Here is a 22,856-nt window from a genome sequence, read left to right as displayed (position 1 = left end):
GCAAGGGGGAGGTGGCTGAACAACGCGAGTCGCCCGCCGTGCCATTACACGTGTCGTAGATACCAGTCGTACTCCAGTGTACTGACCCGCCGCATGGCCTGATCGCGTTCCGCCTGGCGATTGGCGGTGTAGACGGCGTGAAACTGCTCGCCGAACATCTCCTTCATCACCGGGTGGTGGGCAAACAGGGTCAGGGCCTGCTGCCAGCTGTTGGTCAGGGTAGGTTCGAGCTGGGTATAGGCATTGCCGGTGATGGGCGGCGGAGGCGCCGAACCGCTGTCCAGCCCGTGCAACACCGACCCCAGCAGCGTAGCCAGCAACAGGTAGGCATTCACATCGGCACCGGCCACCCGGTGCTCGATCCGTCTGGCCGCGTTGGGCCCGGAGGGAATGCGTACGGCCACGGAACGATTGTCATATCCCCAGGAGGGTGCCATCGGCACGTAAAGCCCTGGCTGAAACCGCCGGAAGGAATTCAGGTTGGGGGCGAGCACCGCCATGGATGCCGGCATCAGTTCCAGTACGCCGGCCACGGCGTGCTTGAGGGCGGTCGTACCCAGTGGATCATTATCATCGCTTGCAAAGATATTACGGCCCTGGTCGTCCAGCAGGCTGATATGTACATGGGCGCCGCTGCCGGCTTCCTCGCCATAGGGCTTGGCCATGAAGGTGGCTTCCAGACCATGCTTCTGGGCTACTCCCTTGATCAGGCGCTTCAGCAGCACGGCACTGTCGGCGGCCAGAAGTGCATCATCGCAGTGAATCAGGTTGATCTCGAACTGCCCCGGCGCGCATTCCTTCAGGGCAGTATCCAGCGGCAGGGACTGCACCTGCGCAGCGTACTGAATGTCCTCCAGAAAATCGGCGTACTCATCAAGCTCGCTGATCGAGTAAAGCTGGCTTTGCACCGCGCGCTCGCCCGTAGAAGGGGCGCAGGGAGGATGGATGCGGCCCTTGTTGTCGCGTTGGCGCTCAACCAGATAAAACTCCAGTTCCAGAGCGACCACCGGCGTCAGTCCGCGTGTACGAAAGCGCTCCAGCACGGCGTTCAACACGTGGCGAGGATCGGCAAAGAATGGGGTGCCGTCATTTTCATACATGCTCATCAGCACCTGCGCCTTGCGGCCTTCCTGGCGCCAGGGCATCAGGGCCAGCGTTCCCGGGATCGGGCGGCAGACCCGGTCGCTGTCGCCGGAATCAAGCCCCAGGCCGGTTTCCTCAATGGTATTGCCATTGATATCCAGCGCGAACAGGGAGGCCGGCAGATTGATGCCGCTGTCAAAGGCCTTGTGCAGGTTCTCGCCGGGGATGCGCTTGCCCCGCATGACGCCGTTCAGGTCACTGATCAATAGATCAATGGTGTCAATGTCGGGGTGGGCATCCAGAAATGCCTGCGCGCGCCGGGGCAGCGGTGACTCGGACATGGGCTGATTCCTTGCGGTGCCGTAGAGGTATCCCTCATCTTTCCGCTGTTGCAGTGGGGTTGTCAATTTTTTTAGTACAAGCGGCGCTATTGGCAGGCGGGCCTGGCAAGTTTCTTCAGCGAATTTTTCGCTTAGAGGTGTGAATATGGCGGTAAATGGTGTTCTGGCGCGAGAATGGCCACCGGGTAATGAGAGAAGGATGTTGAATAAAAGGCAACACCCATCCCCGCGTCGGAGGCGGGCTAAAAGGTTCTGGCCGGCGTGCAGCAGCTGACGATTCGGCAGGGAACCTTGCCGGCATTCAGGAACCGATGCGGCTGGTTGGTGTTGAAGTAATAGGCATCACCCGCCACGAGCCGCCGGGTCTGCATGCCAATGGTAATGTCGATTTCGCCGTCGATGACTACCCCGGCTTCCTCGCCCTGATGGGTAATCATTTCGCGGCCGGTATCGCTGCCGACGGGGTAGGTTTCGATCATGAACGACAGGGCGCGGTCTTGGCGGTTGGCACCGACCAGTTTGTAAATCACGTTGTCACTGCCGATGTCCGGCAATTCGTGCTGGTGATAAAACACCTGGTGAGTGTTTTCGAAGTCCATCGTGAAGAAATCGCCCACGCTTATTGGAATGGCATCGAGAATCTTCTTGAGCGAGCTGACCGAGGGGCTGACCTTGCCATGCTCGATCAGTGACAGACTGGAGTGCGTGACACCACAGCGCTTGGCCAGCTCTCGCTGGGAGATGCCGCGTAACGTACGCAGTGCCTTGAGCCTGGCGCCGACATCATCCGACATGAGCGATCATCCTTGTAGGTGAGGCGGGGTTCAGCTGCGAAAAATAGCATACTCGTGCCGTTGATACCGGCCCGAGAAGGTGATGGCCGGTTTCGACGCGGCATTGGCGTGGCCGCCCCCGCCGACGCGCTGCGGCGGGGGCGGGTCGTCAGGCTGCCCGGTTCAGAAAGGATGCCTCGATCAGCGCCTGGGTATAGGGCATGGATGGGTGGTCGAAAATGGCCTCGGTCGTACCCGACTCCACCACTTCCCCGTTCTTCATCACCAGCACCGTGTCCGACATGGCTCTGACCACGGCCAGGTCATGACTGATGAACAGGTACGTCATGTCGTATTTCTGCTGCAGGTCCCGCAGCAGCTCTACTACCGTTACCTGTACCGACCGGTCCAGTGCCGACGTGGGTTCATCCAGCAGCAGAAATTCCGGTTTGAGCACCACGGCGCGGGCAATGGCAATTCGCTGACGCTGGCCACCTGAAAACTCATGGGGATAGCGGGCGCGCATGGCCGGATCCAGTGAGACATCCTTCAACGCTTCCACCACGCGGGCGTCGCGCTCTCGACGAGACAGCTCCGGATGGTGGACCCGCAGGCCTTCACTGATGATTTCGCCTACGGTCATTCGCGGGGAGAGCGAACCGAAGGGGTCCTGAAAGACCACCTGCAGCCGTGAGCGCAACGGGCGCAGGGCCTTCTGATCAAGCCCCTCCAGTGCCTGTTGATCAAAGGCAATGGTGCCTTCACTGGGAAGCAGTCGAAGCAGGGCGCGACCCAGGGTCGATTTCCCGGAGCCGGATTCTCCCACGATACCCACGGTCTGGCCTCGCTTGACCTTCAGGCTGATACCACGTACTGCCTCGAAGGTGTCGTCGGGACCGAACATGCGCCGTTTTGTGGTGAAGCGGACGCGAATATCCCGGGCATCAAGCACCAGGGGGCTGTCCTCGTTGACCGGTACCTTGCGGCCTTTGGGTTCGGCGGCCAGCAGCATGCGGGTGTAGGCATGCTGCGGGGCATCGAAGACCTCGCGGGTCAGGCCGGATTCGACCAGATGGCCATGCTGCATGACACAGACCCGGTCGGCAAAGTGACGTACCAGGGTCAGGTCATGAGTGATGAACAGGATCGCCATGCCGTAGCGCTGCTGCAGGGACTTGAGCAGCTGCAGGATCTGGGCCTGCACGGTGACATCCAGCGCGGTGGTCGGCTCGTCAGCGATCAGCAGCTTCGGATCACAGGCCAGGGCCATGGCAATCATGACACGCTGGCGCTGACCGCCGGACAGTTCATGCGGATAGCTTTGAATGCGCCGTTCGGGTTCGGGAATGCCGACCTGTGTCAGCAGCTCCAGCACCCGGGTCCGTGCCTGGTCGCCATTCATGCCCTTGTGACGCCGAAGCACCTCGCCGATCTGGCGGCCGATGCGGTGCATCGGATTCAGTGACGTCATTGGTTCCTGAAAGATCATGCCGATGTCGTTGCCTCGCAGCCGGCGAATGGCCTTCGGGCTCAATCGGTTAAGGACCTGACCATCGAAGCGAATCTCACCCTCGATACGGGCGAGGTCGGGCAGCAGGCGCATGATGGCCGTTGATGTGACGGACTTGCCTGAACCGGACTCGCCGACCAGTGCCACGGTCTCTCCGGCCGGAACCTGAAAGCTGACGTCCTTGACGGCCTCGACGGCGCCAGTGGGCAGATCGAAGGAGACGGTCAGGTGTGAAATATCAAGCAGGGCTGACATGAAGCCTCCTCAGCGGGTTTTGGGGTCGAGGGCATCACGCAGCCCATCGCCCAGGAAGTTGAGACAAAACAGCGTCACGGCCAGAAATACCGACGGCACGATCAGCATCCAGGGTGCACTTTCCATCATGTCCTTGCCTTCGCTGATCAGTACCCCCCAGCTGGTCAGTGGTTCCTGCACGCCAAGCCCCAGAAACGACAGGAAGCTTTCCAGCAGGATGACCTTTGGCACTGTCAGGGTGACATAGATAATGACCGGGCCGAGGGTATTGGGAATCAGGTGGCGTCGCACGATGGTCGGGCCGCTGACGCCAAGGGCATGGGCGGCTTCGATGAATTCGCGCCGTTTCAGTGCCAGGGTTTGCCCCCGCACGATACGGGCCATGTCGAGCCACTCGACGGCCCCGATGGCGGCGTAGATCAAAAAGATGTTCCGGCCGAAGACCACCATCAGCAGGATCACCAGAAACATGAACGGCAGGGAATACATGATGTCGACAAAGCGCATCATCAGGTTGTCGGTTCGCCCGCCGACATAACCTGCCACGGCGCCGTAGATTACACCGATCAGCAGTGACACGAAGGTGGCCATCAGGGCTACCGACAGCGAGACCTGACCACCGAACAGGGTGCGCACCAGCAGGTCGCGGCCGTTGGCATCGGTGCCGGCATAGTGGCCATCGGTCATGGAGGGAGCAGTCTGGAAGCTGTTCCAGTCGACCTCATCAAGTCCCCAGGGCAGCAGGTATGGCCCGATGAAACAGACCAGAGCCAGTATCACCATCAGGATCAGGCTGAGCATGGCGGCCCGGTTTTGCTTCAGTCGCCGCCAGGCCTCGCGCCCGAGGCTTTCACCGGCGTGCCTGTCCGGCCCCGTGGGCGGGTTGGGGGCGCCGGCCGGCAAGGGCGTGCCATCATGTTCGCCGCGGTAGGGCGTTGGAGTTGAAGATGTCATGAATGCCTCTCGCGGTTAGTCGTCATAACGAATCTGGGGGTCCAGTACGGAATAGAGCAGATCGACCAGCAGGTTCATGAGCACGATCAGTGCGCCATAGAACACCACTGTCCCCATCACGAGGGTGTAGTCCCGGTTCAGGGCGCCCTGAACGAAATAGCGTCCGATGCCGGGAATGCCGAAAATCTGTTCGATGACCACCGACCCCGTGACAATGCCGGCGATGGCCGGGCCAAGGTAGGATACGACCGGCAGCATGGCCGGCCTAAGGGCATGACGCATGACCACCTGCATTTCGTTCAGTCCCTTGGCTCGCGCAGTACGGATGAAATGGCTGCCCAGCGTTTCAATCATGGAGGCGCGCATCATTCGGGCGATGTAGGCAATCTGCTGAATCGACAGCGCCACCACCGGCAGCACCAGATTGGGCCATGCGCCGCCGTTCCAGCCGCCTGCCGGCAGCCAGCCCAGCAGTACCCCGAACACCAGTGCCATGATGGGGGCAATGACGAAGTTGGGTACGGCAATGCCGCCCAGTGCCAGGGACATCACAAAATAATCCGCCGCACTGTTGCGCTTGAGCGCGGCGATGACCCCCAGCGGCAGGCCGATGAGCAGCGCAAGGGCAATGGCGAGTCCGCCGATTTCAAGACTGACGGGAAAGCCCTGCATGATCAGCTCTGTGACCGAGAAATCCTTGTACTTGAACGAGGGGCCGAAATCGCCGTGCACCAGATTGTTCATGTAGCGCAGATACTGCATGGGCAGTGGTTCATCGAGGTGATAGACCGCTTCCAGGTTGGCTTCGATTTCCGGTGGCAACTGGCGCTCGCCATCGAACGGGCCACCCGGTGCCACGCGCATCAGGAAAAACGAAATCGTAATGACGATCAGCAGCGTAGGAATGGCAAAGGCCAGGCGTTTAAGGATGTAACTCAGCATTGATGCAGGCCTCCATGGCGGTGTGGCTCCATTGCCATGTCATTCTCCAGGGGTGGGTGGGGTGATGGAAAGAAAGCGCAGCGGGTGCTCATCCATGACGTTGCTTTCAAAGCCGTGGACCCGCGGCGAGACCAGATGGCTGGCCACGTATTCATAGATGGGCAGAACCGCATGATCGTCGAGAAGCTGCTGTTCGGCCCGGGTCAGGGCGTCAAACCGTGCCTCCGGGCTGGCAAGGGTCTCGCTTTCGCGGACGGCCTCGGTGAACGCTGCATTGGTGTAACCACTGCTTTCAGCGGCGCTGCCGCCCTGAGCCATGCTTCCGAGAAAGTCGAACGGATCGTTGATGGTGGCAATCATGCCATAGCGTGCCACATCGAATTGACCGGCATGGATGGCAGCGTAATGCACTGCCGCTTCGGAATTGTACAGGGTTGTCTCCACGCCGAGTGGCTTCCACATGGCGGCGACAGCCACAGCCACTTTTCTATGATCGTCGTTGGTGTTGTAGCGAAGCGTCAGCCTGAGCGGATGTGCCGGGCTGTAGCCGGCGTCCTTCATCAGTGCCTTCGCTTTTGAAAGCCGTTCCGGCCAGGGCGCGTCAAGCCCCGGCATGGTGGCATCCCCCTGGCCACTGACGGCGCCGGGCACGAACCGAGTGCTGGGGATCATGCCGGTTCCCAGTATCTTGTCGGTGATGATGTCGCGTCTGACGACGAGGTTCAGTGCTTCGCGTACGCGGGCGTCGGCCAGGGGGCCCTTGCGGACGTTGAACATGTAAAAGTACTCGCCTGCCCAGGGGCCCTGTTGCAGCGCCTCGGGCATGTTCGTCCTGAGCCAGTCGATCCGGCTTGAAGGAACCTGGGCCAGGGACAGGTCGATTCGGCCGCTTCGAAACCGGCGAATGGCGTCATTGGTATCTTCCAGCGGGTACATGACGACCTTGTCGAGTGCGACCGTGTCCGCGGCATAGAAGGCCGGATTCCTGTCAAGGGTCAGCCGGGACTGGGGGATCCAGTCCCCGAGGGTAAAGGCGCCACTGACCACGGTGTTTCCAGGCGTAATCCAGCGCTCTCCCCGCGTTATCACGTGCGCCGGCAGTGGGGCGGCTTCGGCCATGGCCATGGCTTCCAGAAAATAGCCGCTGGGGTGGTCCAGAGTAACCCGAAGGGTGCTTTCGTCCACGGCGTCCACTCCCAGTGATTCGGGGGGCGTCTTGCCCAGGTTGACGGCCCGGGCGTTGTGAATGGCGTAATACAGATTGGCATTCCGGTTGGCCGTGGCCGGTGTCAGCAACCGTCGGAGGCTGAAAACGGCGTCTTCGGCAGTAATCGGGGTGCCATCGGACCAGCGCGCATCACGCAGATGAAAGGTCCATACCGTGCCATCTGCCGAAACGTCCCATGAACGGGCTAGCCCTGGTATCAGCGTGCCGTCGGCAGCCACATCCACCAGCCGGTCAAACAGCGCCTTCTGGATGCGCGCGTCCCACTGGTTGTTGGATTTCTGCGGGTCAAGTGATCCCGGTTCCCCTTCATTATCCACATGCAGTGTAGCGGCCTGGCCGCTGCCGGCCGCAAGGCTCAGCAGCAGGGCAAGGACTCGGCATCGTCGCAGCGTCATGGTCAGCTCCCCCGTGGTGGTTACTGGGTGTTTTTAAAGTGCATCCAGCGCGACAGGTGGCGATTGAGGGCGTTGTCGGCAAAGCCTTCAATGTCGGGTTTAACCAGGTTACGAGACGTATCGATGTACACCGGCAGCACGGCATAGTCGTCCAGCATCTGCTGTTCAGCCTGCTGAAGCACGTCCTGACGGGCATCCAGGTCCTGCGTGGTGGCTGCCTTCTCCATCAGCGTATCGAAGGCCTCGCTGTGATAACCGCCGTAATTCTTGACGGCATCGCTTGTTAGAATACCGAGGAAGTTGGAGGCGTCATCGAAGTCAGCAACCCAGCTGGCCCGGCCGACATCGAACTTGCCGGCGGCCAGGTCTGCGTAGTGAACGCGGCCTTCGGCATTGATCAGTTGCGTTTTGACACCCAGTGGTTTCCACATTGCAGCCAGCGCCACGGCAATGCGCTTGTTGGCTTCGGTGGTCGAATAGCGAAGCTCCAGTGTCAGCGGCTTGTCCGGCCCGTAACCGGCTTCCTCGAGCAGGCGGCGTGCGCGTGCCTGACGGGCCTTCATGTCCGGCCCCATGCCGGGCATCGAGCGGGCATCGTAATGGGCTACGCCATCAGGCACGAAACTGCTGGACGCCGTTACGGTGCCGCCCATGATGTGCCTTGCAATGACATCGCGAGCCACGGCCAGGTTGAGTGCTTCGCGGACGCGCCGGTCGGCGGTGGGGTGGCCGGGGCGCTGATTCAGGGCGAAATAGTAATTGGCCAGCTGCGGAGCAAGGTGTACTGCGCCGGGTAACTGCTCTTTCAGGGCATCAATGCGTGCCGGTGGAAAGTCGCGCACGATATCGAGTTCGCCTGAGCGAAAGCGGGTCAGGCCTGAATTGCGGTTCTCGATCGGGTAGAAGTTGACGCCCTCGAGGCTGACCGAGTCCGCATCATGGAAGTTGTCATTCCTGACAGTGGTCAGGTGATCCTGAGAGACCCATTTGACAGGAGTAAAGGCACCGTTGGTGGTGATGTGCTCCATGCTGGCCCAGTCCTTCCCGTAGCGCTTGATTACATGTGCCGGAACCGGTGAGGCGGCAATGTGTGCAAGAAGTGTGGGGAAGTAGGGCGTGGGCTGGTTCAGGTGAAACACCAGTGTATGGTCATCCGGTGTGTCGATGCCCAGCGCATCCATGGATTCCTCGCCTTTGGTAATCGGCTCGGCACCTCGGATCGGGTAGAAAAGGCTGGCGTAAACGGCGCCATTTTCAGGCGTGAACAAACGGGAAAAGGCCAGTTTGAAATCCTGAGCGGTCACGGGAGCGCCGTCCGACCATTTGGCGTCATCGCGCAGGTGAAACGTCCAGCTCAGGCCGTCATCGGACACGCGCCAGTCTCTGGCAACACCGGGCACATACTGACCTTCGGGGTCCAGTGTCACCAGCCCTTCATAAATATCTCCCAGAATATCGTTTTCCCAGACACTGCCTCCGATCCGGGCGGTATCCAGTGAGGCGGGTTCGCCCTGGGTGCCGATATTCAGGGTGGCGGCCTGGACCTGGCTGAGCGACAGGCCCAGCAGGGCGGCCAGCAGCAGCGGACGACGCAGCCCGCGGCGTGACGAATAGAGCATGGGGATTACTCCTGACGTAATAAACGAGTCAAAGGGCATCGCAGCCGGAAGCGGCGTTGCCGGTAGTGTAGCGTCGTACGACAGCCAGCTCGCGGGCATATCGACTGCCCTCAATCTGCTGACACTCGATATGGGCGTTGTTGGTTGGCGCATGCAGCAGGGTGTCATCGCCGAGATACAGGCCGACGTGATCAATCCGCAGGCTTCCCTTGCGGTCCGGGCGTTCAAAGAAGAGTAGATCCCCCGGTCGCTGCTGACCTGGCGTAATGGCGTCGCCGCCGCGTGCCTGGTCGCAGGCGTCGCGGGGAATTTTGATGTTTCGGCCCAGAAATACCGTGTGCGTGAAGCCGGAGCAGTCTAGCCCCAGCGGGCTGTTACCGGCCCACAGATAGCGCAGGCCCATGAACGAGCGTGCCAGATGCAAAAGGGCGTCAGGGCCATGGTCGGCAATATCGTCCAGGCGCATCAGTGCACGGGTCGGCAGGGTGCCAGACCCCAGCGGTGTCTCCACGTGAGCCGACTCTGAGGTCATGTCGCGCACCGTGAGCCGGGTCAGAAACAGCAGTGGCAGCAACGTGCCGTTGTCCAGCGCCAGCGTCGCGCCCTCCCGTGTCACTCGGTAAGGCGTCCCCTGTTCGCGAGATGGTGTGGCGAGGTGCGCCATGGGCAGCCAGCCCGGGTAGCCGCGGGCTGGTACGCCGGTTGGCTGATCCAGCACCCTGACTCTTGCCCACTCTCCCTCGCGGGCGAGGACGGTCACCGGGGTGTTGAACAGGGCCTGGGTGACCAGTCGCTTGTCCTGGCACAGGCCCAGCCGGTCCTGATCGGTCATGTCATCAAGCCAGCCCGACATGTCCGGCGCAGGGGCTGTCGAGCGTCTGTCCACCGGGCGAGGAGCCCGGGGAGAGGCCCACAGGTTGGCCAGCGTTACCGCAATACGCACGCGGCTTATTCCTTGAAGCTTACCCAGCGTGAAGGGTGGTTATCCTTCACGTTGTCTTCCCAGCCCTCAAGGTCGGGATTGACCAGGTTACGGGTCACGTAAAACAGTAGCGGTGCCACGGCGTTATCCTGCATGGCAATGGCTTCGGCGTGTTCGAGCAGTTTTTCACGAGCGGCCGGGTCGGCGGTGTTGGCGGCTTTTTTCATGTCCGCATCGAAGGCGGGGCTTGAGTAGGCGCCATAGTTGTTGCCTGCCCCGGTGGACAGCAGACTCAGGAAGTTTTCGGCGTCATCGTAATCGGCAATCCAGGCGGCACGGGCGACGTTAAAATCACCTTCGGCAATGGCCTGGTAGTGCACGGTGGCTTCAGCCTGTTGCAGCTGGGTTTTAACGCCCAGCGGCTTCCACATCGCCGCCACGGCAATCGCGATTTTCTTGTGTTCATCGCTTGAGTTGTAGCGCAGGTTCAGCGTCAGCGGGTGGTCCGGCCCGTACCCGGCGTCCTTCATCAGGGCCCTGGCACGTTTCATGCGCTCGGCCATGGGCTCGCCCTTGAAGGCTAGCGGCTGGCGGGTGTAGTTGTTCACCCCCGGTGGTACAAAGGCGTAGGCCGGCAGGAAGGTGCCGCCCATGATCTGTTTGGCCAGCACATCGCGGCGAATGGCCAGGTTGAGGGCTTCACGCACTCTGGGGTCTGCCGTCGGCTCGCCCTTGCGCTGATTGAAGACGTAATAATAATTGCCCAGCATGGGGCTCATGTGGGTGGCATCGGGAAGGTTTTCCTTCAGCCACTGATAGCGGTTGGAGGGGTATTCCCGCAGGACATCAAACTGGCCTGAACGAAAGCGGGAGATCCCGGCATTCCGGTCTTCGGATGTGAAGTAATTGACGCCATCAAGCGCCACCTGGCTGACATCGTAATAGGCCGGGTTCTTTTCGGTCGTGATGCGAGACTGGGAGACCCACTGAACCGGATGAAAGGCGCCGTTGGTGGCAATGTGCTCCATCCCGGTCCAGTCCTTGCCGTACTTTTCCACCAGATGCTTCGGCTGCGGAAACGCGGTGTAGTGAGCCATCAACTGCAGGAAATAGGGGGTTGGCTGGTTAAGCGTGACCTCAAGCGTCTTGCCGTTATCGCGGGAGGCAACGCCCAGAGCGTCCAGCGGCTGCTTGCCGGTGCTGACGGCTTCGGCATTCTTGATCGGGTACAGGTTATAGGCGTACTTGGAGGCGTTGGCCGGGTTGAGCAGGTGGCGCCAGCCAAAGACAAAGTCGTCGGCGGTTACCGGCGTACCGTCGGACCAATTCGCGCCGTCTCTCATGTGAAATGTCCAGGTCAGACCATCGTCACTGGTTTCCCAGGAGGTGGCCATGCCCGGCAGCAGTTTACCGCTCGGGTTTTCCTTGACCAGCCCTTCGTAGACATCCATCAGGATGTCCGATTCCCATGTGCCACCGGAGACCTGAGAGGTATCAAAGGAGGCCAGTTCGCCGATTGCGCCGATGTTCAAGGTGCGGGCCAGTGCCGGGGTAGTGGCAAGGGCAGACGTCATGGTCAGGGTGGCAACCATGAGCCGGACAGAATTTTTCATGAAATATCCTGACAGTATTGTTTGTTGTAATAAGGACAGTTCGGACCTTTTTGAGCATCTGAAGGTCGCTGAGAGCAAAGTTGACCATAGCGTCAGGAATGATGGATTGTCTACTGCGGCGAGTGGACCGGCCATTAAAAAACAAGTGTTTTCTACTGTTTTCGTCTGAGGCGGCGGTTGGGACTCAGCATGCTCCAGGGGGATATTGGCGTGGCGCTGTGGCTGTAAATGGCATATATCAATAGGGCGGCCTGCATTTTCGGGCCGTCGGAGGCAATGATTCAGCGTCGCGGTATTTCGGGTTGACAGGCCCTGCCGGTCGCGGGTCTTCGAGGCACTGCCTGCTCTTGTCCAGAACAAAACAAAAATGTGGCACGAGAGCCATTACAGGGGGTACGCAGTATGTCTGATGTACTTGCATTGGAGCAGTATGAACCCTATGCCGGTTTTTTTGATGAACTGGTGGAAACACGGGGAACGCCTCGGCCGCATGCGTTGCCGATTGCCCGGTTCATCGCCGAGCAGGGTGGGTCGGCACTGGTCGAACGGCAGCAGTTACTGGATGACACCATTCGTGCGATGGGGGTGTCCTTTACGGTCTACTCCGACAGTCAGAACATCGACAGGTCCTGGCCGCTGGATGTCGTACCTCGGACCATCCCTTCCGGGTTATGGAAACGTACCAGCGATGGACTCAAGCAGCGTCTCGAAGCGCTGAACCTGTTCATCAATGACCTGTACAACGATCAGCGTATCCTCAAGGCCGGTGTGGTGCCCGCCAGTCTGGTTCACGAATCAAGGAACTTCCTCGCCCCCTGCCAGGGTATTACGCCGCCTCATGGCGTGTGGGCCCATATCTGCGGCACGGATCTGGTGCGTGATGAGACCGGTCAGTTTCTGGTGCTGGAAGATAATCTGAGGGTGCCTTCCGGGGTCTCGTTCATGCTGGAAAACCGCACGGTCATGAAGCGCGTCTTTCCGGAGCTTTTTGCCCGTTCGACCATCTCGCCGGTGGATGATTATCCCCGCCAGCTCTGGAGCATGCTGGCCTCGCTTTCGCCCCGCCCGGACGATACGCCGGTGATCGTGATCCTGACACCGGGTATCTATAACTCGGCCTATTTCGAGCACAGCTATCTGGCACAGCAGATGGGCTGTTATCTGGCCGAAAACACGGACCTTCTGGTTGAAAATGACACGGTGTACCTGAAGACCCTGCGTGGCAATCGGCGGGTGGATGTCATTTATCGTCGGGTCGATGACGTGTTCATTGACCCGGACGTGTTTCGTCCGGATTCCGTGCTGGGCGTTCGCGGCCTGATGGGCGCCTGGCGTGCCGGTCGGGTGGCCATTGCCAATGCGCCGGGCTCCGGTGTGGCTGATGACAAGGTCATTTATGCGTTCGTGCCGGAGATCATCAAGTACTACCTCGGTGAAGCCCCACTGATTGATAACGTTCCCACGTTCCTGTGCATGGATGACAAGGAGCGCGAGCATGTGCTGGCCAATCTTGATTCTCTGGTGGTCAAGCCTGCCAATGAATCCGGTGGGTATGGCATTTTGATCGGTCCGCGCTCTACCGAGCAGGAGCGGGCTGAATTTGCCGAAGCGATCAAGGCTGCGCCGCGAAACTTCATCGCCCAGCCGACCCTTAACCTGTCCACCAGTCCTACCTTGTGCGATGGCCAGCTGGAGCCACGGCATCTGGACCTTCGTCCCTTCGTACTTCAGGGCGCCGAGCTTTACTGCACCACCGGCGGGCTGAGCCGTGTCGCGCTGCGCCGCGGCTCGCTGGTCGTCAACTCTTCACAGGGTGGCGGCAGCAAGGATACCTGGATAATCAACGACGAGGGCTGACCCATGCTGGCAAGAGTGGCTGAAAATGTGTACTGGATGGGACGTTATCTTGAACGCATCGATGATACGGCGCGTCTGATCAATGCCACCACCCATATTCTGATCGATTCACACCGGGATACCGGCTTCAGCTGGCCGGTGCTGGTGGATGTGCTGGGTGAGGACAGTGAGCGGTTCATCAAGGAGGAACACAGCGCCAGCGAACGTGCCGTGATGCATTGTCTGATTGCGGCGGAAAACAGCACCGCCTCCATTCGTTATTCCTGCTCGCAGCTACGCTTCAATGCACGCTGCGTGCGTGAGGTGATCCCGCGGGATATATGGGAGGAGCTCAACGGGCTTAACCTTTTCATGCAGGAGCAGTGCCTGCATGCCTCCAACCGGCACAAGCGCTATACCCTGATGGTGGAAGTGATTCGTCGCTGTCAGATGGTCATCGGGGTCATGGATGGCACCATGCTTCGCGATGATGCCTATCATCTCTTCAACATCGGTCGGTTGCTTGAGCGGGCGGACATGACCTCACGAATCATGGATATTCTGATTCTGCATCAACTGCTGCCGGCATCGGGCCCGAGGGGGCAGCGAGGCATTCAGTGGCATGCGGTACTCAACGCCCTGGGGGGTGTTGAGTCCTACCAGCGTTATGTGACTCGAGAGGATGAGCGGTCGGATGTGATCGATTTTCTGATGTCCTGCCGCGTCTTTCCGCGATCGATCAGTTATTGCCTGGACAGGGTACGGGAAGAGGCTGCCTTTCTGCCCCACAACGATTCGCTCTTGGCGACACTGGAGGCGCTGCGCCGGCAGATGGACGATCAGGACCTGGCCGTTCTCGATGTTGAGGGACTGCATGCCCTGATCGATACCCTGCAATCCGGATTGAATGACATTCACACGGTATTGATGTCTGATGCACTCAGGTTATCCGTGGCGTAACGGACAGGCACGCGTGCCTGTTCTGCGCGCCTGCCTCCCTCCATTGAGAACACGTAATGAGTGATGATGCCGGCGTCTGCCTCGATACACTGACACGTCTTCGACAGGCCTATGAGGCTGGGGTCGGGGGCAGGGATGAATGGGTGTCCTGCGGCGATGCATCGGACTGGACCAGCATACTGGGATGGCTGGCAGGCCAGGATGCAGACACACTCGATAATCTTTCTACCGACATGAAGGATCAGCTGCGGGAATACGGCGCAGCGTTCAACCCTCGTTTCGAACAGCACCGTAGCCTCGACCTGCTTCCCTGGGTTATGGATGCCACTGACTGGCAAACGCTCGAGGCCGGTCTGGTGCAGCGCAGACAGGTGCTGTCTGCTGTCTTGCGGGACCTTTACGGTGAGCAGCGATTATTGAAGGAAGGTGTATTGCCCCCCGACATGTTGTTTCGCAATGCCGGGTACATGCTGCCGTGCCATGAGCTTCTGGATGAAGACAGCGAGTGGCTGGTTCAGCTTAATTGTGATGTCGGGCGGGATGCGCAGGGCCGTTGGTGTGCCTATGGTGACAGCACGCTGTCGCCTGGCGGTCTGGGGTATGCTCTCGAGAATCGTCTGGCCCTGACCCAGGTCGTACCCGAGCTGTCCGGTCGCTTTCAAAAACGGCGGCTGGCCGGCTTTTTCAAACAGCTTCAAAAGACTCTGGCACCGGCCGGGGCCTATACCGCCGAGCCCCTGATCGGGCTGCTGACTCGCAACTATCGGGACCAGCAGTACCTCGAACACGCCTTTCTGGCCAACTACCTGGATATTGCACTCGTTCATGGCTCCGACCTGATGTACAAGGACGGTCGGCTGTGGCTCAAGACCTTGAGTGGCCTGCAGCCGATGGATGGTCTGATGCGGTATCTGCCGGATGCGTTGAGTGATCCGCTGGAGCTTGATGGCGACGGGATCGGCAGTGCCGGTCTGTTGCAGGCCATTCGTCAGGGCCTGCTGGTCTGCTGTAACCCCCCGGGAGTCGGGGTGATTGACAGTGGTGCACTACTGCCGTTCATGGCCGAGTCATGCGCGGCCCTGCTGGGAGAACCGCTGTTGTTACCGACCGTTCCGGCCTGGTGGTGCGGTGAGCCGACCTCGCTGGCAACGGTCATGGGACGGCTTGATGATGTGATTCTCCATGACCTGGTAGTCCCGGGCGCGCCCGTGGCCGTGGGGCTGCTTGATAGCGACGAGCGCATGGAATGGCTGGCACGGCTGCAGGCCGATCCGGGGCGGTACGTGGCACGTCAGGCCCTGCCCCTGAGTACGGTGCCGGTCTGGCAGGACAGTACGCTGCAGTCCCGGCATGCAGTGCTTCGCAGCTTTGTGCTGTTCGGCGAGCAGGGCGATATGGTGTTGCCCGGCGGGCTGGCCCGGTGCGGTGAGGATGCGCTCGAGCTGCAGCACGGACTGGACGCCCCTTTCGTGGGCAAGGATGTCTGGCTGCCCAGTGAGATCGAACAGCGCATCAGTCTCCTGCAAAGCGCCATGAGCCGGGTGCGCCTGTCACGCAAGGCGGGTCTGCTACCCAGCCGGGTAGCGGATCATCTGTTCTGGATGGGGCGCTACAGCGAGCGGCTCAATCTGGCCTGCCGAGCGCTCAGGGCAGCGTTGCCGCTGGTCAGTACCGTGGCCCGTGAAGACCAGGTGCGAGTGCTGTCTCCCATGGTGGAATTTGCCTGCACGATCAACGGTGGTCACTTCACGCCTACCGCTTCGGAAGATGAGGTGATCGCCCAGCTGGTCAGTCTGTTTGATCGCGACCGCCCGGACGGGCTGTTATCACTGATGCAGTCTCTGATCATGAACGCCCAGTCGGTGCGGGAGTATTTCAGCGAGGATACCTGGTATGTGCTGGAGCGCCTGCAGAATGCAATGAACAGCTTTCCGGCGCAGGGCTCCACCTCCCGGATGGTACGTGCCCTGGACAACGTCATTTTGCTGCAGTCCGCCATTTACGGCCTTAACAATGAAACCATGAGCCGCACGCAGACGCTGCGTTTCATGGATATCGGTCAGCATCTTGAGCGCGCCCTCAAGACCACCGCCATGCTTGAAAAGGTGTTCGTGACTCACCCGGTACCGCCTGCGATGCTGATGGAGGTTGTGCTTCGCATGGCGGATACCCTGATGACCTATCGTCGCCGGTACCGCTCTGAACTGCACCCGATAGCGATCATCGATCTGCTGCTGCTGGATGAGGGCACTCCCAGGTCGGTGGGGTATCAGTGCAAGCGGTTGCGGCGTCAGGTGCATGATCTGCCTGAGCGGGATTCCAACATGCCGGGCCTTAACGCTGAGCAGCGTCTGATGGTTGAACTGGTGTCCATCCTGCAGCTGGTGGATACCGATGAGCTGATGAACGAGCAGGGAGAGCCTGCCGAGCCGCTTGTCGAGCTGATGCGCCGGGTGCAGACACTGCTGGCTCAGCTGTCGGATGCGATTACGCTGGCCTATTTCAATCATACTGATATTCCCCGGCCCATTGACCGGTACGAGGGGTGAGCCATGCGTTATCGAATCAGCCATCTGACGCGATACCGCTATGGACTGGATGTCGCCAACTGTTACAACCTGGGGTGCATGTCCCCGCGGGCTCTGCCCTGGCAAAGGGTGGATTCATCGCACATGGATGTCTCGCCGATGCCCGGTACCATGGAGCAGCGGCTGGATTTCTTTGGCAATCGGCATGTTTTTTTTCACGTCAACGAGCTGCATGATGCCCTGAGCGTCAGCGTCGTCAGTGAGGTTGAGGTGTTGCCGCGCCCGACAGAAGATCGTCTGGGGGAGTCCATGCCATGGGAGACGCTGCTGGTCTGGCTCGAGACGGCTCGAGATGCCCGAGGGCTGCAGGCACGACTACTCCGTACGCCGACGCGAATGACCCCGGTGGACCCGGTACTCAAGGCGTTCGCTCAGGATGTCTTTGCGCCGGGAATGCCGGTGCTGGAAGGCGCCTGGCGGCTGTGCCACCGCATTTTCAACGAGTTCAGATATGACCCGGGCTTTACGACACTGGCAACGCCCGTGCACACCGTGCTGCGGCAAAAGCGGGGGGTATGCCAGGACTTTGCTCAGCTGGCGATCAGTGCATTGCGTTCGATGGGCATTCCGGCCAGTTACGTCAGTGGCTATCTTGAAACCGTGCCACCGCCGGGTCAGCCGCGCATGATCGGGGCTGATGCCTCACATGCCTGGTTCAGCGTATTTGATCCCGTGGTGGGGTGGGTTGATTTTGATCCTACCAACAACATGGTGCCTGGTGAGCGCCATGTTACCGTAGCCTTCGGGCGCGATTACGCGGACGTGGTGCCCCTGAAGGGGCTGATGAGTGGCGGCGGCGCCCATGAGCTGATCGTTGAAGTCGATGTCATGCCGCTCTCGCACTGAAAAAAAGGCCGGCCCGTGACAGGCCGGCCCGCAGAAGGATATTTTACTTATCCTTCAGTGACATCCAGCGGGAAGGGTGAATGTCGAGTGCATTGTTGTTCCAGCCGTCGAGGTCAGGCGTTACCAGATTGCGCGAACTGTAGGTATAGATCGGCGTCAGGGGGTACTCCGCCAGGGCCAGTTTCTCGGCGCGCTCCATCAGGCTCTCACGCGCGCCAGCGTCCTGCTCGGTATCCGACCTGGCCATCAGCGACTGGTATTCGGTGTTTTGATAGTTTCCGTAGTTATTGGATTTTTGCAGCAGAAGCTGCAGAAAGTTCTGTGCATCATCAATGCTTGAGATCCAGGCAGCGCGAGCCACTTCAAAATTGCCTGCCATCAGGTCGGCGTAGTGCACGTTGGCTTCCGTATTGCGAAGCTCGGCATTGACGCCGAGAGGCTTCCACATGGCCGCCACTGCCACTGCAATGCGCTTGTGCTCGTCGCCCGAGTTGTAGCGAAGGGTCAGTCTCAGGGGATGGTCGGGGCCGTAGCCGGCTTCCTTCATCAGTGCTCTGGCGGTATCGAGACGCTCTTCATAGGGGGCATCCAGGCCCGGCTGGGATTGTGCGTTGTAATTTGCGGTGCCCGGCGGTACCAGTGTGGTGGCCGGCGTTACGGCGCCATCCAGCAGTTTTTCGGCGATCACTTTCCGGTTGATGGCAAGGCTCAGTGCCTTGCGCACGCGCACGTCCGTGACCGGAGAGCCGTCTTTCAGGTTATAGACGTAGTAGTAGGTGCCCAGCGACGGAAAGAGGTGGGTGGCCTGAGGAAGGTTCTTTTTGAGCCACTGATATCGGGACGCCGGGAAGTCACGCAGAATATCCAGCTCGCCGGCCCTGAAGCGCTGGATGCCGGCGTTCTTGTCTTCCATCGGGAAGTAATCAACTCCGTCGAGGCTGACGGCATCGGCATCGTGAAAATGCGTGTTCTTGACGGTGGTCAGCTCGGAGTGCGAGACCCATTTGGTGGGGGTGAAGGCACCGTTGGTCACGATATGACCGATATCACTCCATGTGTCGCCGTACTCCTTCACCAGATGTGCCGGAATCGGATAGCCGATCGGCAGCACCAGCGACTTGAAGAAGTAGGCCGTGGGTTCATTGAGAGTAATGGTCAGCGTGCGACCATCCTTGCTGGCGGTGGCGCCAAGCTGGTCTACCGGCATTTTTCCGCCGTTGATGGCCTGGGCATTCTTGATCGGATACAGGCGCTGGGCATAGTTTGCCGCGGTTTTCGGGTCGAGCTGATGGCGTAGTCCGGCCACGAAATCGTTGGCGGTCACCGGCGTGCCGTCTGACCACCTGGCGTCACCACGCAGCGTGAATGTCCATACCGTACCGTCATCGCTGACGTTCCAGCTTTCGGCAACGCCTGGAATGATGTCCCCCTCTGAACTGACCGAGACCAGCCCCTCATAGATATCCCGCAGAATATCTTCTTCCCAGACTCCACCGGTAATCTTGGCCGGGTCCAGTGAGGCCGGATCGCCACTGATGCCTACATTCAGGGTGTCGGCGAAGGCAAACGGGGCCGCGCCCAGCCCGAGGGTGAGGGCGGTGGCGCGGTAAAACGTGCGTGGCTGCATGGTGGCTTCCTTGCGTGCTGATAGAGTTATGCTGCTTATATAAGCCTATTCTGCGATGCTTTTCGAGTCGTGGCGTTGTTATCGCAGCGGATGACGTACTGCATCGGGGTTGGCTACAATGGACGTTTTGCACACGGGGCTGCCCGGGTGCGTCTGTCATCACAAGAGATCATTCATGCAAGAGCTCAACCCGATTCATCTGACACTCAAGGACCTGTCCGAGCGGACAGACGTCCTGAGGGGGTATCTTTGACTATGCCGAGAAGAAGGACCGGCTGGAAGAGGTAACCCGCGAACTGGAAAACCCCAATGTCTGGAATGATCCGGACTACGCCCAGAAACTGGGGCGCGAGCGGTCCCAGCTCGATAACGTGGTATCGACCCTTGATGCGTTGACCCAGGGCGTGACAGACAACGAGGAACTGCTCGAGCTGGCTGTCATGGAAGATGACGAGGACACCGTTGAAGAGGTCAAGGCCGAACTGGCTCGCCTTGATGATCAGCTTGAGAAGCTCGAGTTTCGGCGCATGTTCTCCGGAGAAATGGATCCGAACAACGCCTACCTTGATATCCAGGCCGGCTCCGGTGGTACCGAGGCGCAGGACTGGGGCAACATCCTGCTGCGCATGTACCTGCGATGGGCCGAGCACCATGGCTTTACCGCTGAAATCGTCGAGCTGTCTGCCGGTGAAGTCGCCGGAATCAAGTCGGCCACGATCCACATCCAGGGTGAATACGCCTTTGGCTGGCTGCGGACCGAAACCGGGGTGCATCGTCTGGTGCGCAAGAGCCCGTTCGACTCCGGTGGTCGCCGTCATACCTCGTTTGCTTCCGTATTCCTGTCCCCGGAAGTCGATGACAGCTTCGAGGTGGATATCAATCCCTCGGACCTGCGTGTCGATACCTACCGCTCCAGCGGCGCCGGGGGCCAGCACGTCAATACCACCGATTCCGCCGTGCGTATTACCCACGAGCCGTCCGGCATCGTGGTGTCATGCCAGAACCAGCGCAGCCAGCATGCCAACCGTGACTTCGCCATGAAACAGCTGAAGGCGAAACTGTGGGAGCTCGAAATGCAAAAGCGCAACGAGGCCAAGCAGGAAGCGGAAGACAGCAAGTCCGATATCGGCTGGGGCAGCCAGATTCGTTCCTATGTACTGGATGACCAGCGCATCAAGGACCTTCGGACCAATGTGCAGTCGAGCAACTGCGAAAAGGTGCTCGACGGCGATCTGGATCAATTTATCGTGGCAAGCCTCAAGCAGGGGCTGTAAGCCGGCGTTTCGCTCATCATAGGACAGACCATGTCAGAACAGGACACATCACTCGACGGCCAGGATGACAATCACCTGATCGCAGAGCGCCGCGCCAAGCTGACCGCGCGCCGTGAACAGGCGGCTGCCACCGGCCGCAGCGCCTTTCCGAACGATATCGATCGTGAGGATCTGGCGGCTGACCTGCAGGCCGAGCTCGGTGAACTCGACAAGCCGGCACTGGAGGAGCGGGATCGTCACGCAAAGGTTGCCGGACGCATCATGCGAAAGCGCGGCCCGTTCATCGTGATTCAGGATGTTTCCGGCCAGATTCAGCTGTATGTCGACAAGAAGGGCCTTCCGGCCGACGTACTTGATGACATCAAGGGCTGGGATATCGGCGACATCGTCTATGGCCACGGGCCGGTGCACAAGTCCGGCAAGGGCGACTTGTACGTGATGATGAAGGAGGCGCGCCTTCTGACCAAGAGCCTGCGCCCGTTGCCGGACAAGTTTCACGGCCTGACCGATCAGGAGGCGCGCTATCGCCAGCGCTACGTTGACCTGATCATGAATCCCGAAGTGCGGGATACCTTCCGTATTCGCGCGGGTGTGATCGCTGCCATTCGCCGCTTTTTCAACGAGCGGGCCTTCATGGAAGTGGAAACGCCGATGCTGCAGCCCATTCCTGGCGGTGCCACGGCGCGTCCGTTCATTACGCATCACAATGCGCTTGATATCGACATGTATCTGCGTATTGCGCCCGAGCTTTATCTCAAGCGGCTGGTGGTCGGCGGGTTTGAGCGGGTCTTTGAAATCAACCGCAATTTCCGTAACGAAGGGCTTTCCACTCGGCACAACCCCGAATTCACCATGCTTGAATTCTACTGGGCCTATGCCGATTACACGGCACTGATCGATCTGACCGAAACCCTGTTGCGGGATGTTGCGCAACAGGTGCTGGGGTCAACCACGGTCGAGTATCAGGGCACGTCCTATGACCTGGCCGAGCCGTTTGATCGCATGAGCATGCGTGAATCGATCATTCGCTATGGCGAGAATATTACCGAGGCGGACCTGGCCTCGTTTGAGGCGGCCAGCGCGCTGGCCGGGCGGCTGGGTATCGAGGTCAAGACCGGCTGGGGGCTGGGCAAGCTTCAGACGGAAATCTTCGAGGAAGTGGCCGAGCACCGGCTGGACCGGCCAACCTTCATTACCGAGTACCCGGCCGAGGTCAGCCCGCTGGCACGTCGCAGCGATGCCGACCCCTTCGTGACCGACCGGTTCGAGTTCTTTATTGCCGGGCGCGAGATTGCCAACGGTTTCTCCGAGCTCAACGATGCCGAGGACCAGGCCGAGCGCTTTCAGGCGCAGGTGGCAGAGAAGGATGCCGGAGATGTCGAGGCAATGTATTACGATGCCGATTACGTTCAGGCACTCGAATATGGCATGCCGCCGACAGCAGGCGAGGGCATTGGCATAGACCGTCTGGTCATGTTCCTGGCCGATGCGCCTTCGATCCGGGATGTGCTGTTGTTCCCCGCCATGCGGCCTCGCCAGGGCTGAAAGGGCGTGGGCGCGCAGTAGTTTCAGCAGGGCAGTCCGTAAATGGCTGCCCTGTTTACGTTGATGGCCTTGGACGCCGCCCGGTCGAGCGCGCATAATGGGCGTCACTTACGTGCATGACCTGACAAGGAGAGCACCATGAAACTGGTGAATCGTTCCGCCCTGAGTGTCAGCCCGACGCAGGCCTTTGTTGACTGGATCAACTCGCTGGAAGCCACCGACGGCGATGACGATCTGATGCTCAAGGACATCGAGCAGGAAAGCACGGTTTATCTGATTCCCGAGATGGATACCGAAGATGCGCTGCATGCCTATGTACGCGAGCGGTACAGCGATATTCTCGAGAATGAGCTGAGTGCCTGGGAAGAGGATGCGCAGCAATGGCCCGCTCCACGCAACTGGGCGCTGTTTCAGGAATTCATTCAGTATCAGTTGAGCTATCTGGCGCTGGATCTTGAGGCAGATACGCCGCTTGACAGCGATGAGATGGGCGAAGACTTTGTATCCAGCGAGGAAGATGACTAGGATACCGTTCCCTGAACGCA

The 22,856-nt window shown here is 59.9% G+C and carries 17 protein-coding genes; 7 read left to right on the top strand and 10 right to left on the bottom strand.

Going from position 1 to position 22,856, the window contains the following annotated elements:
• Positions 1 to 44 precede the first annotated feature (44 nt).
• The 9 genes from OQ287_RS12280 to OQ287_RS12240 form a co-directional block, all read right to left on the bottom strand.
• Positions 45 to 1,424, bottom strand: a complete 1,380-nt coding sequence (locus OQ287_RS12280) for a glutamine synthetase family protein (protein WP_250938859.1) — start codon at positions 1,422 to 1,424, stop codon at positions 45 to 47.
• A gap of 242 nt (positions 1,425 to 1,666) precedes the next feature.
• Positions 1,667 to 2,218, bottom strand: coding sequence for a cupin domain-containing protein (locus OQ287_RS12275; protein ID WP_265896626.1), 552 nt, complete (start codon positions 2,216 to 2,218; stop codon positions 1,667 to 1,669).
• Positions 2,219 to 2,366: 148 nt separating this feature from the next.
• Positions 2,367 to 3,962: an ABC transporter ATP-binding protein gene (locus tag OQ287_RS12270; protein ID WP_250938863.1), complete on the bottom strand. Its 1,596-nt coding sequence runs from the start codon at positions 3,960 to 3,962 to the stop codon at positions 2,367 to 2,369.
• Positions 3,963 to 3,971: 9 nt separating this feature from the next.
• Positions 3,972 to 4,916 (bottom strand): ABC transporter permease subunit, encoded by a 945-nt coding sequence (locus tag OQ287_RS12265; protein ID WP_265896625.1) that lies wholly within the window; start codon positions 4,914 to 4,916, stop codon positions 3,972 to 3,974.
• A gap of 15 nt (positions 4,917 to 4,931) precedes the next feature.
• Complete coding sequence (gene oppB / locus OQ287_RS12260) at positions 4,932 to 5,858, bottom strand: oligopeptide ABC transporter permease OppB (RefSeq protein WP_250938867.1); 927 nt, start codon at positions 5,856 to 5,858, stop codon at positions 4,932 to 4,934.
• Positions 5,859 to 5,897: 39 nt separating this feature from the next.
• Positions 5,898 to 7,481 (bottom strand): peptide ABC transporter substrate-binding protein, encoded by a 1,584-nt coding sequence (locus tag OQ287_RS12255; protein ID WP_265896623.1) that lies wholly within the window; start codon positions 7,479 to 7,481, stop codon positions 5,898 to 5,900.
• Between the two features lie 20 nt (positions 7,482 to 7,501).
• Positions 7,502 to 9,100: a peptide ABC transporter substrate-binding protein gene (locus OQ287_RS12250; protein ID WP_265896622.1), complete on the bottom strand. Its 1,599-nt coding sequence runs from the start codon at positions 9,098 to 9,100 to the stop codon at positions 7,502 to 7,504.
• 28 nt (positions 9,101 to 9,128) lie between these two features.
• Positions 9,129 to 10,043 (bottom strand): C40 family peptidase, encoded by a 915-nt coding sequence (locus OQ287_RS12245; protein WP_265896621.1) that lies wholly within the window; start codon positions 10,041 to 10,043, stop codon positions 9,129 to 9,131.
• 5 nt (positions 10,044 to 10,048) lie between these two features.
• Complete coding sequence (locus OQ287_RS12240) at positions 10,049 to 11,635, bottom strand: peptide ABC transporter substrate-binding protein (protein ID WP_265896620.1); 1,587 nt, start codon at positions 11,633 to 11,635, stop codon at positions 10,049 to 10,051.
• A 402-nt stretch (positions 11,636 to 12,037) separates the two neighbouring features.
• Between OQ287_RS12240 and OQ287_RS12235 the strand changes: the two genes are divergently transcribed.
• The 4 genes from OQ287_RS12235 to OQ287_RS12220 are packed head-to-tail and all read left to right on the top strand — an operon-like array spanning position 12,038 to position 17,865.
• The gene (locus OQ287_RS12235) at positions 12,038 to 13,492 is read left to right on the top strand and encodes a circularly permuted type 2 ATP-grasp protein (protein ID WP_250938873.1); all 1,455 of its coding nucleotides are present in this window, start codon (positions 12,038 to 12,040) and stop codon (positions 13,490 to 13,492) included.
• 3 nt (positions 13,493 to 13,495) lie between these two features.
• Positions 13,496 to 14,431: an alpha-E domain-containing protein gene (locus OQ287_RS12230; protein WP_250938874.1), complete on the top strand. Its 936-nt coding sequence runs from the start codon at positions 13,496 to 13,498 to the stop codon at positions 14,429 to 14,431.
• A gap of 56 nt (positions 14,432 to 14,487) precedes the next feature.
• The gene (locus OQ287_RS12225) at positions 14,488 to 16,980 is read left to right on the top strand and encodes a circularly permuted type 2 ATP-grasp protein (RefSeq protein ID WP_250938875.1); all 2,493 of its coding nucleotides are present in this window, start codon (positions 14,488 to 14,490) and stop codon (positions 16,978 to 16,980) included.
• Positions 16,981 to 16,983: 3 nt separating this feature from the next.
• Positions 16,984 to 17,865 carry a transglutaminase family protein gene (locus tag OQ287_RS12220; RefSeq protein WP_250938876.1) on the top strand — a complete coding sequence of 294 codons (882 nt, stop codon included), beginning with the start codon at positions 16,984 to 16,986 and terminating at the stop codon, positions 17,863 to 17,865.
• A gap of 43 nt (positions 17,866 to 17,908) precedes the next feature.
• Here OQ287_RS12220 and OQ287_RS12215 read toward each other — a convergent pair whose 3' ends face one another.
• Positions 17,909 to 19,492, bottom strand: a complete 1,584-nt coding sequence (locus OQ287_RS12215) for a peptide ABC transporter substrate-binding protein (protein WP_265896617.1) — start codon at positions 19,490 to 19,492, stop codon at positions 17,909 to 17,911.
• A 175-nt stretch (positions 19,493 to 19,667) separates the two neighbouring features.
• Here OQ287_RS12215 and prfB point away from each other — a divergent pair.
• From prfB to OQ287_RS12200, 3 genes are all read left to right on the top strand, one after another.
• A protein-coding gene (prfB, locus tag OQ287_RS12210) for a peptide chain release factor 2 (protein ID WP_250938879.1) occupies positions 19,668 to 20,766 on the top strand; the annotation gives its coding sequence in 2 pieces (ribosomal slippage) (positions 19,668 to 19,742 and positions 19,744 to 20,766; 1,098 coding nt in all).
• A 30-nt stretch (positions 20,767 to 20,796) separates the two neighbouring features.
• The gene (lysS, locus tag OQ287_RS12205; RefSeq protein ID WP_250938880.1) at positions 20,797 to 22,311 is read left to right on the top strand and encodes a lysine--tRNA ligase; all 1,515 of its coding nucleotides are present in this window, start codon (positions 20,797 to 20,799) and stop codon (positions 22,309 to 22,311) included.
• 138 nt (positions 22,312 to 22,449) lie between these two features.
• On the top strand, positions 22,450 to 22,836 hold the full coding sequence (locus OQ287_RS12200) for a hypothetical protein (protein WP_250938881.1): 387 nt from the start codon (positions 22,450 to 22,452) through the stop codon (positions 22,834 to 22,836).
• Positions 22,837 to 22,856: the final 20 nt, after the last annotated feature.

Source organism: Larsenimonas rhizosphaerae (genome assembly GCF_026240105.1).
GTDB classification, from domain to species: Bacteria; Pseudomonadota; Gammaproteobacteria; order Pseudomonadales; family Halomonadaceae; genus Larsenimonas; species Larsenimonas rhizosphaerae.
Note: the sequence above shows the minus strand (reverse complement) of the source record. Positions and strands in the feature narration are given on the sequence as shown.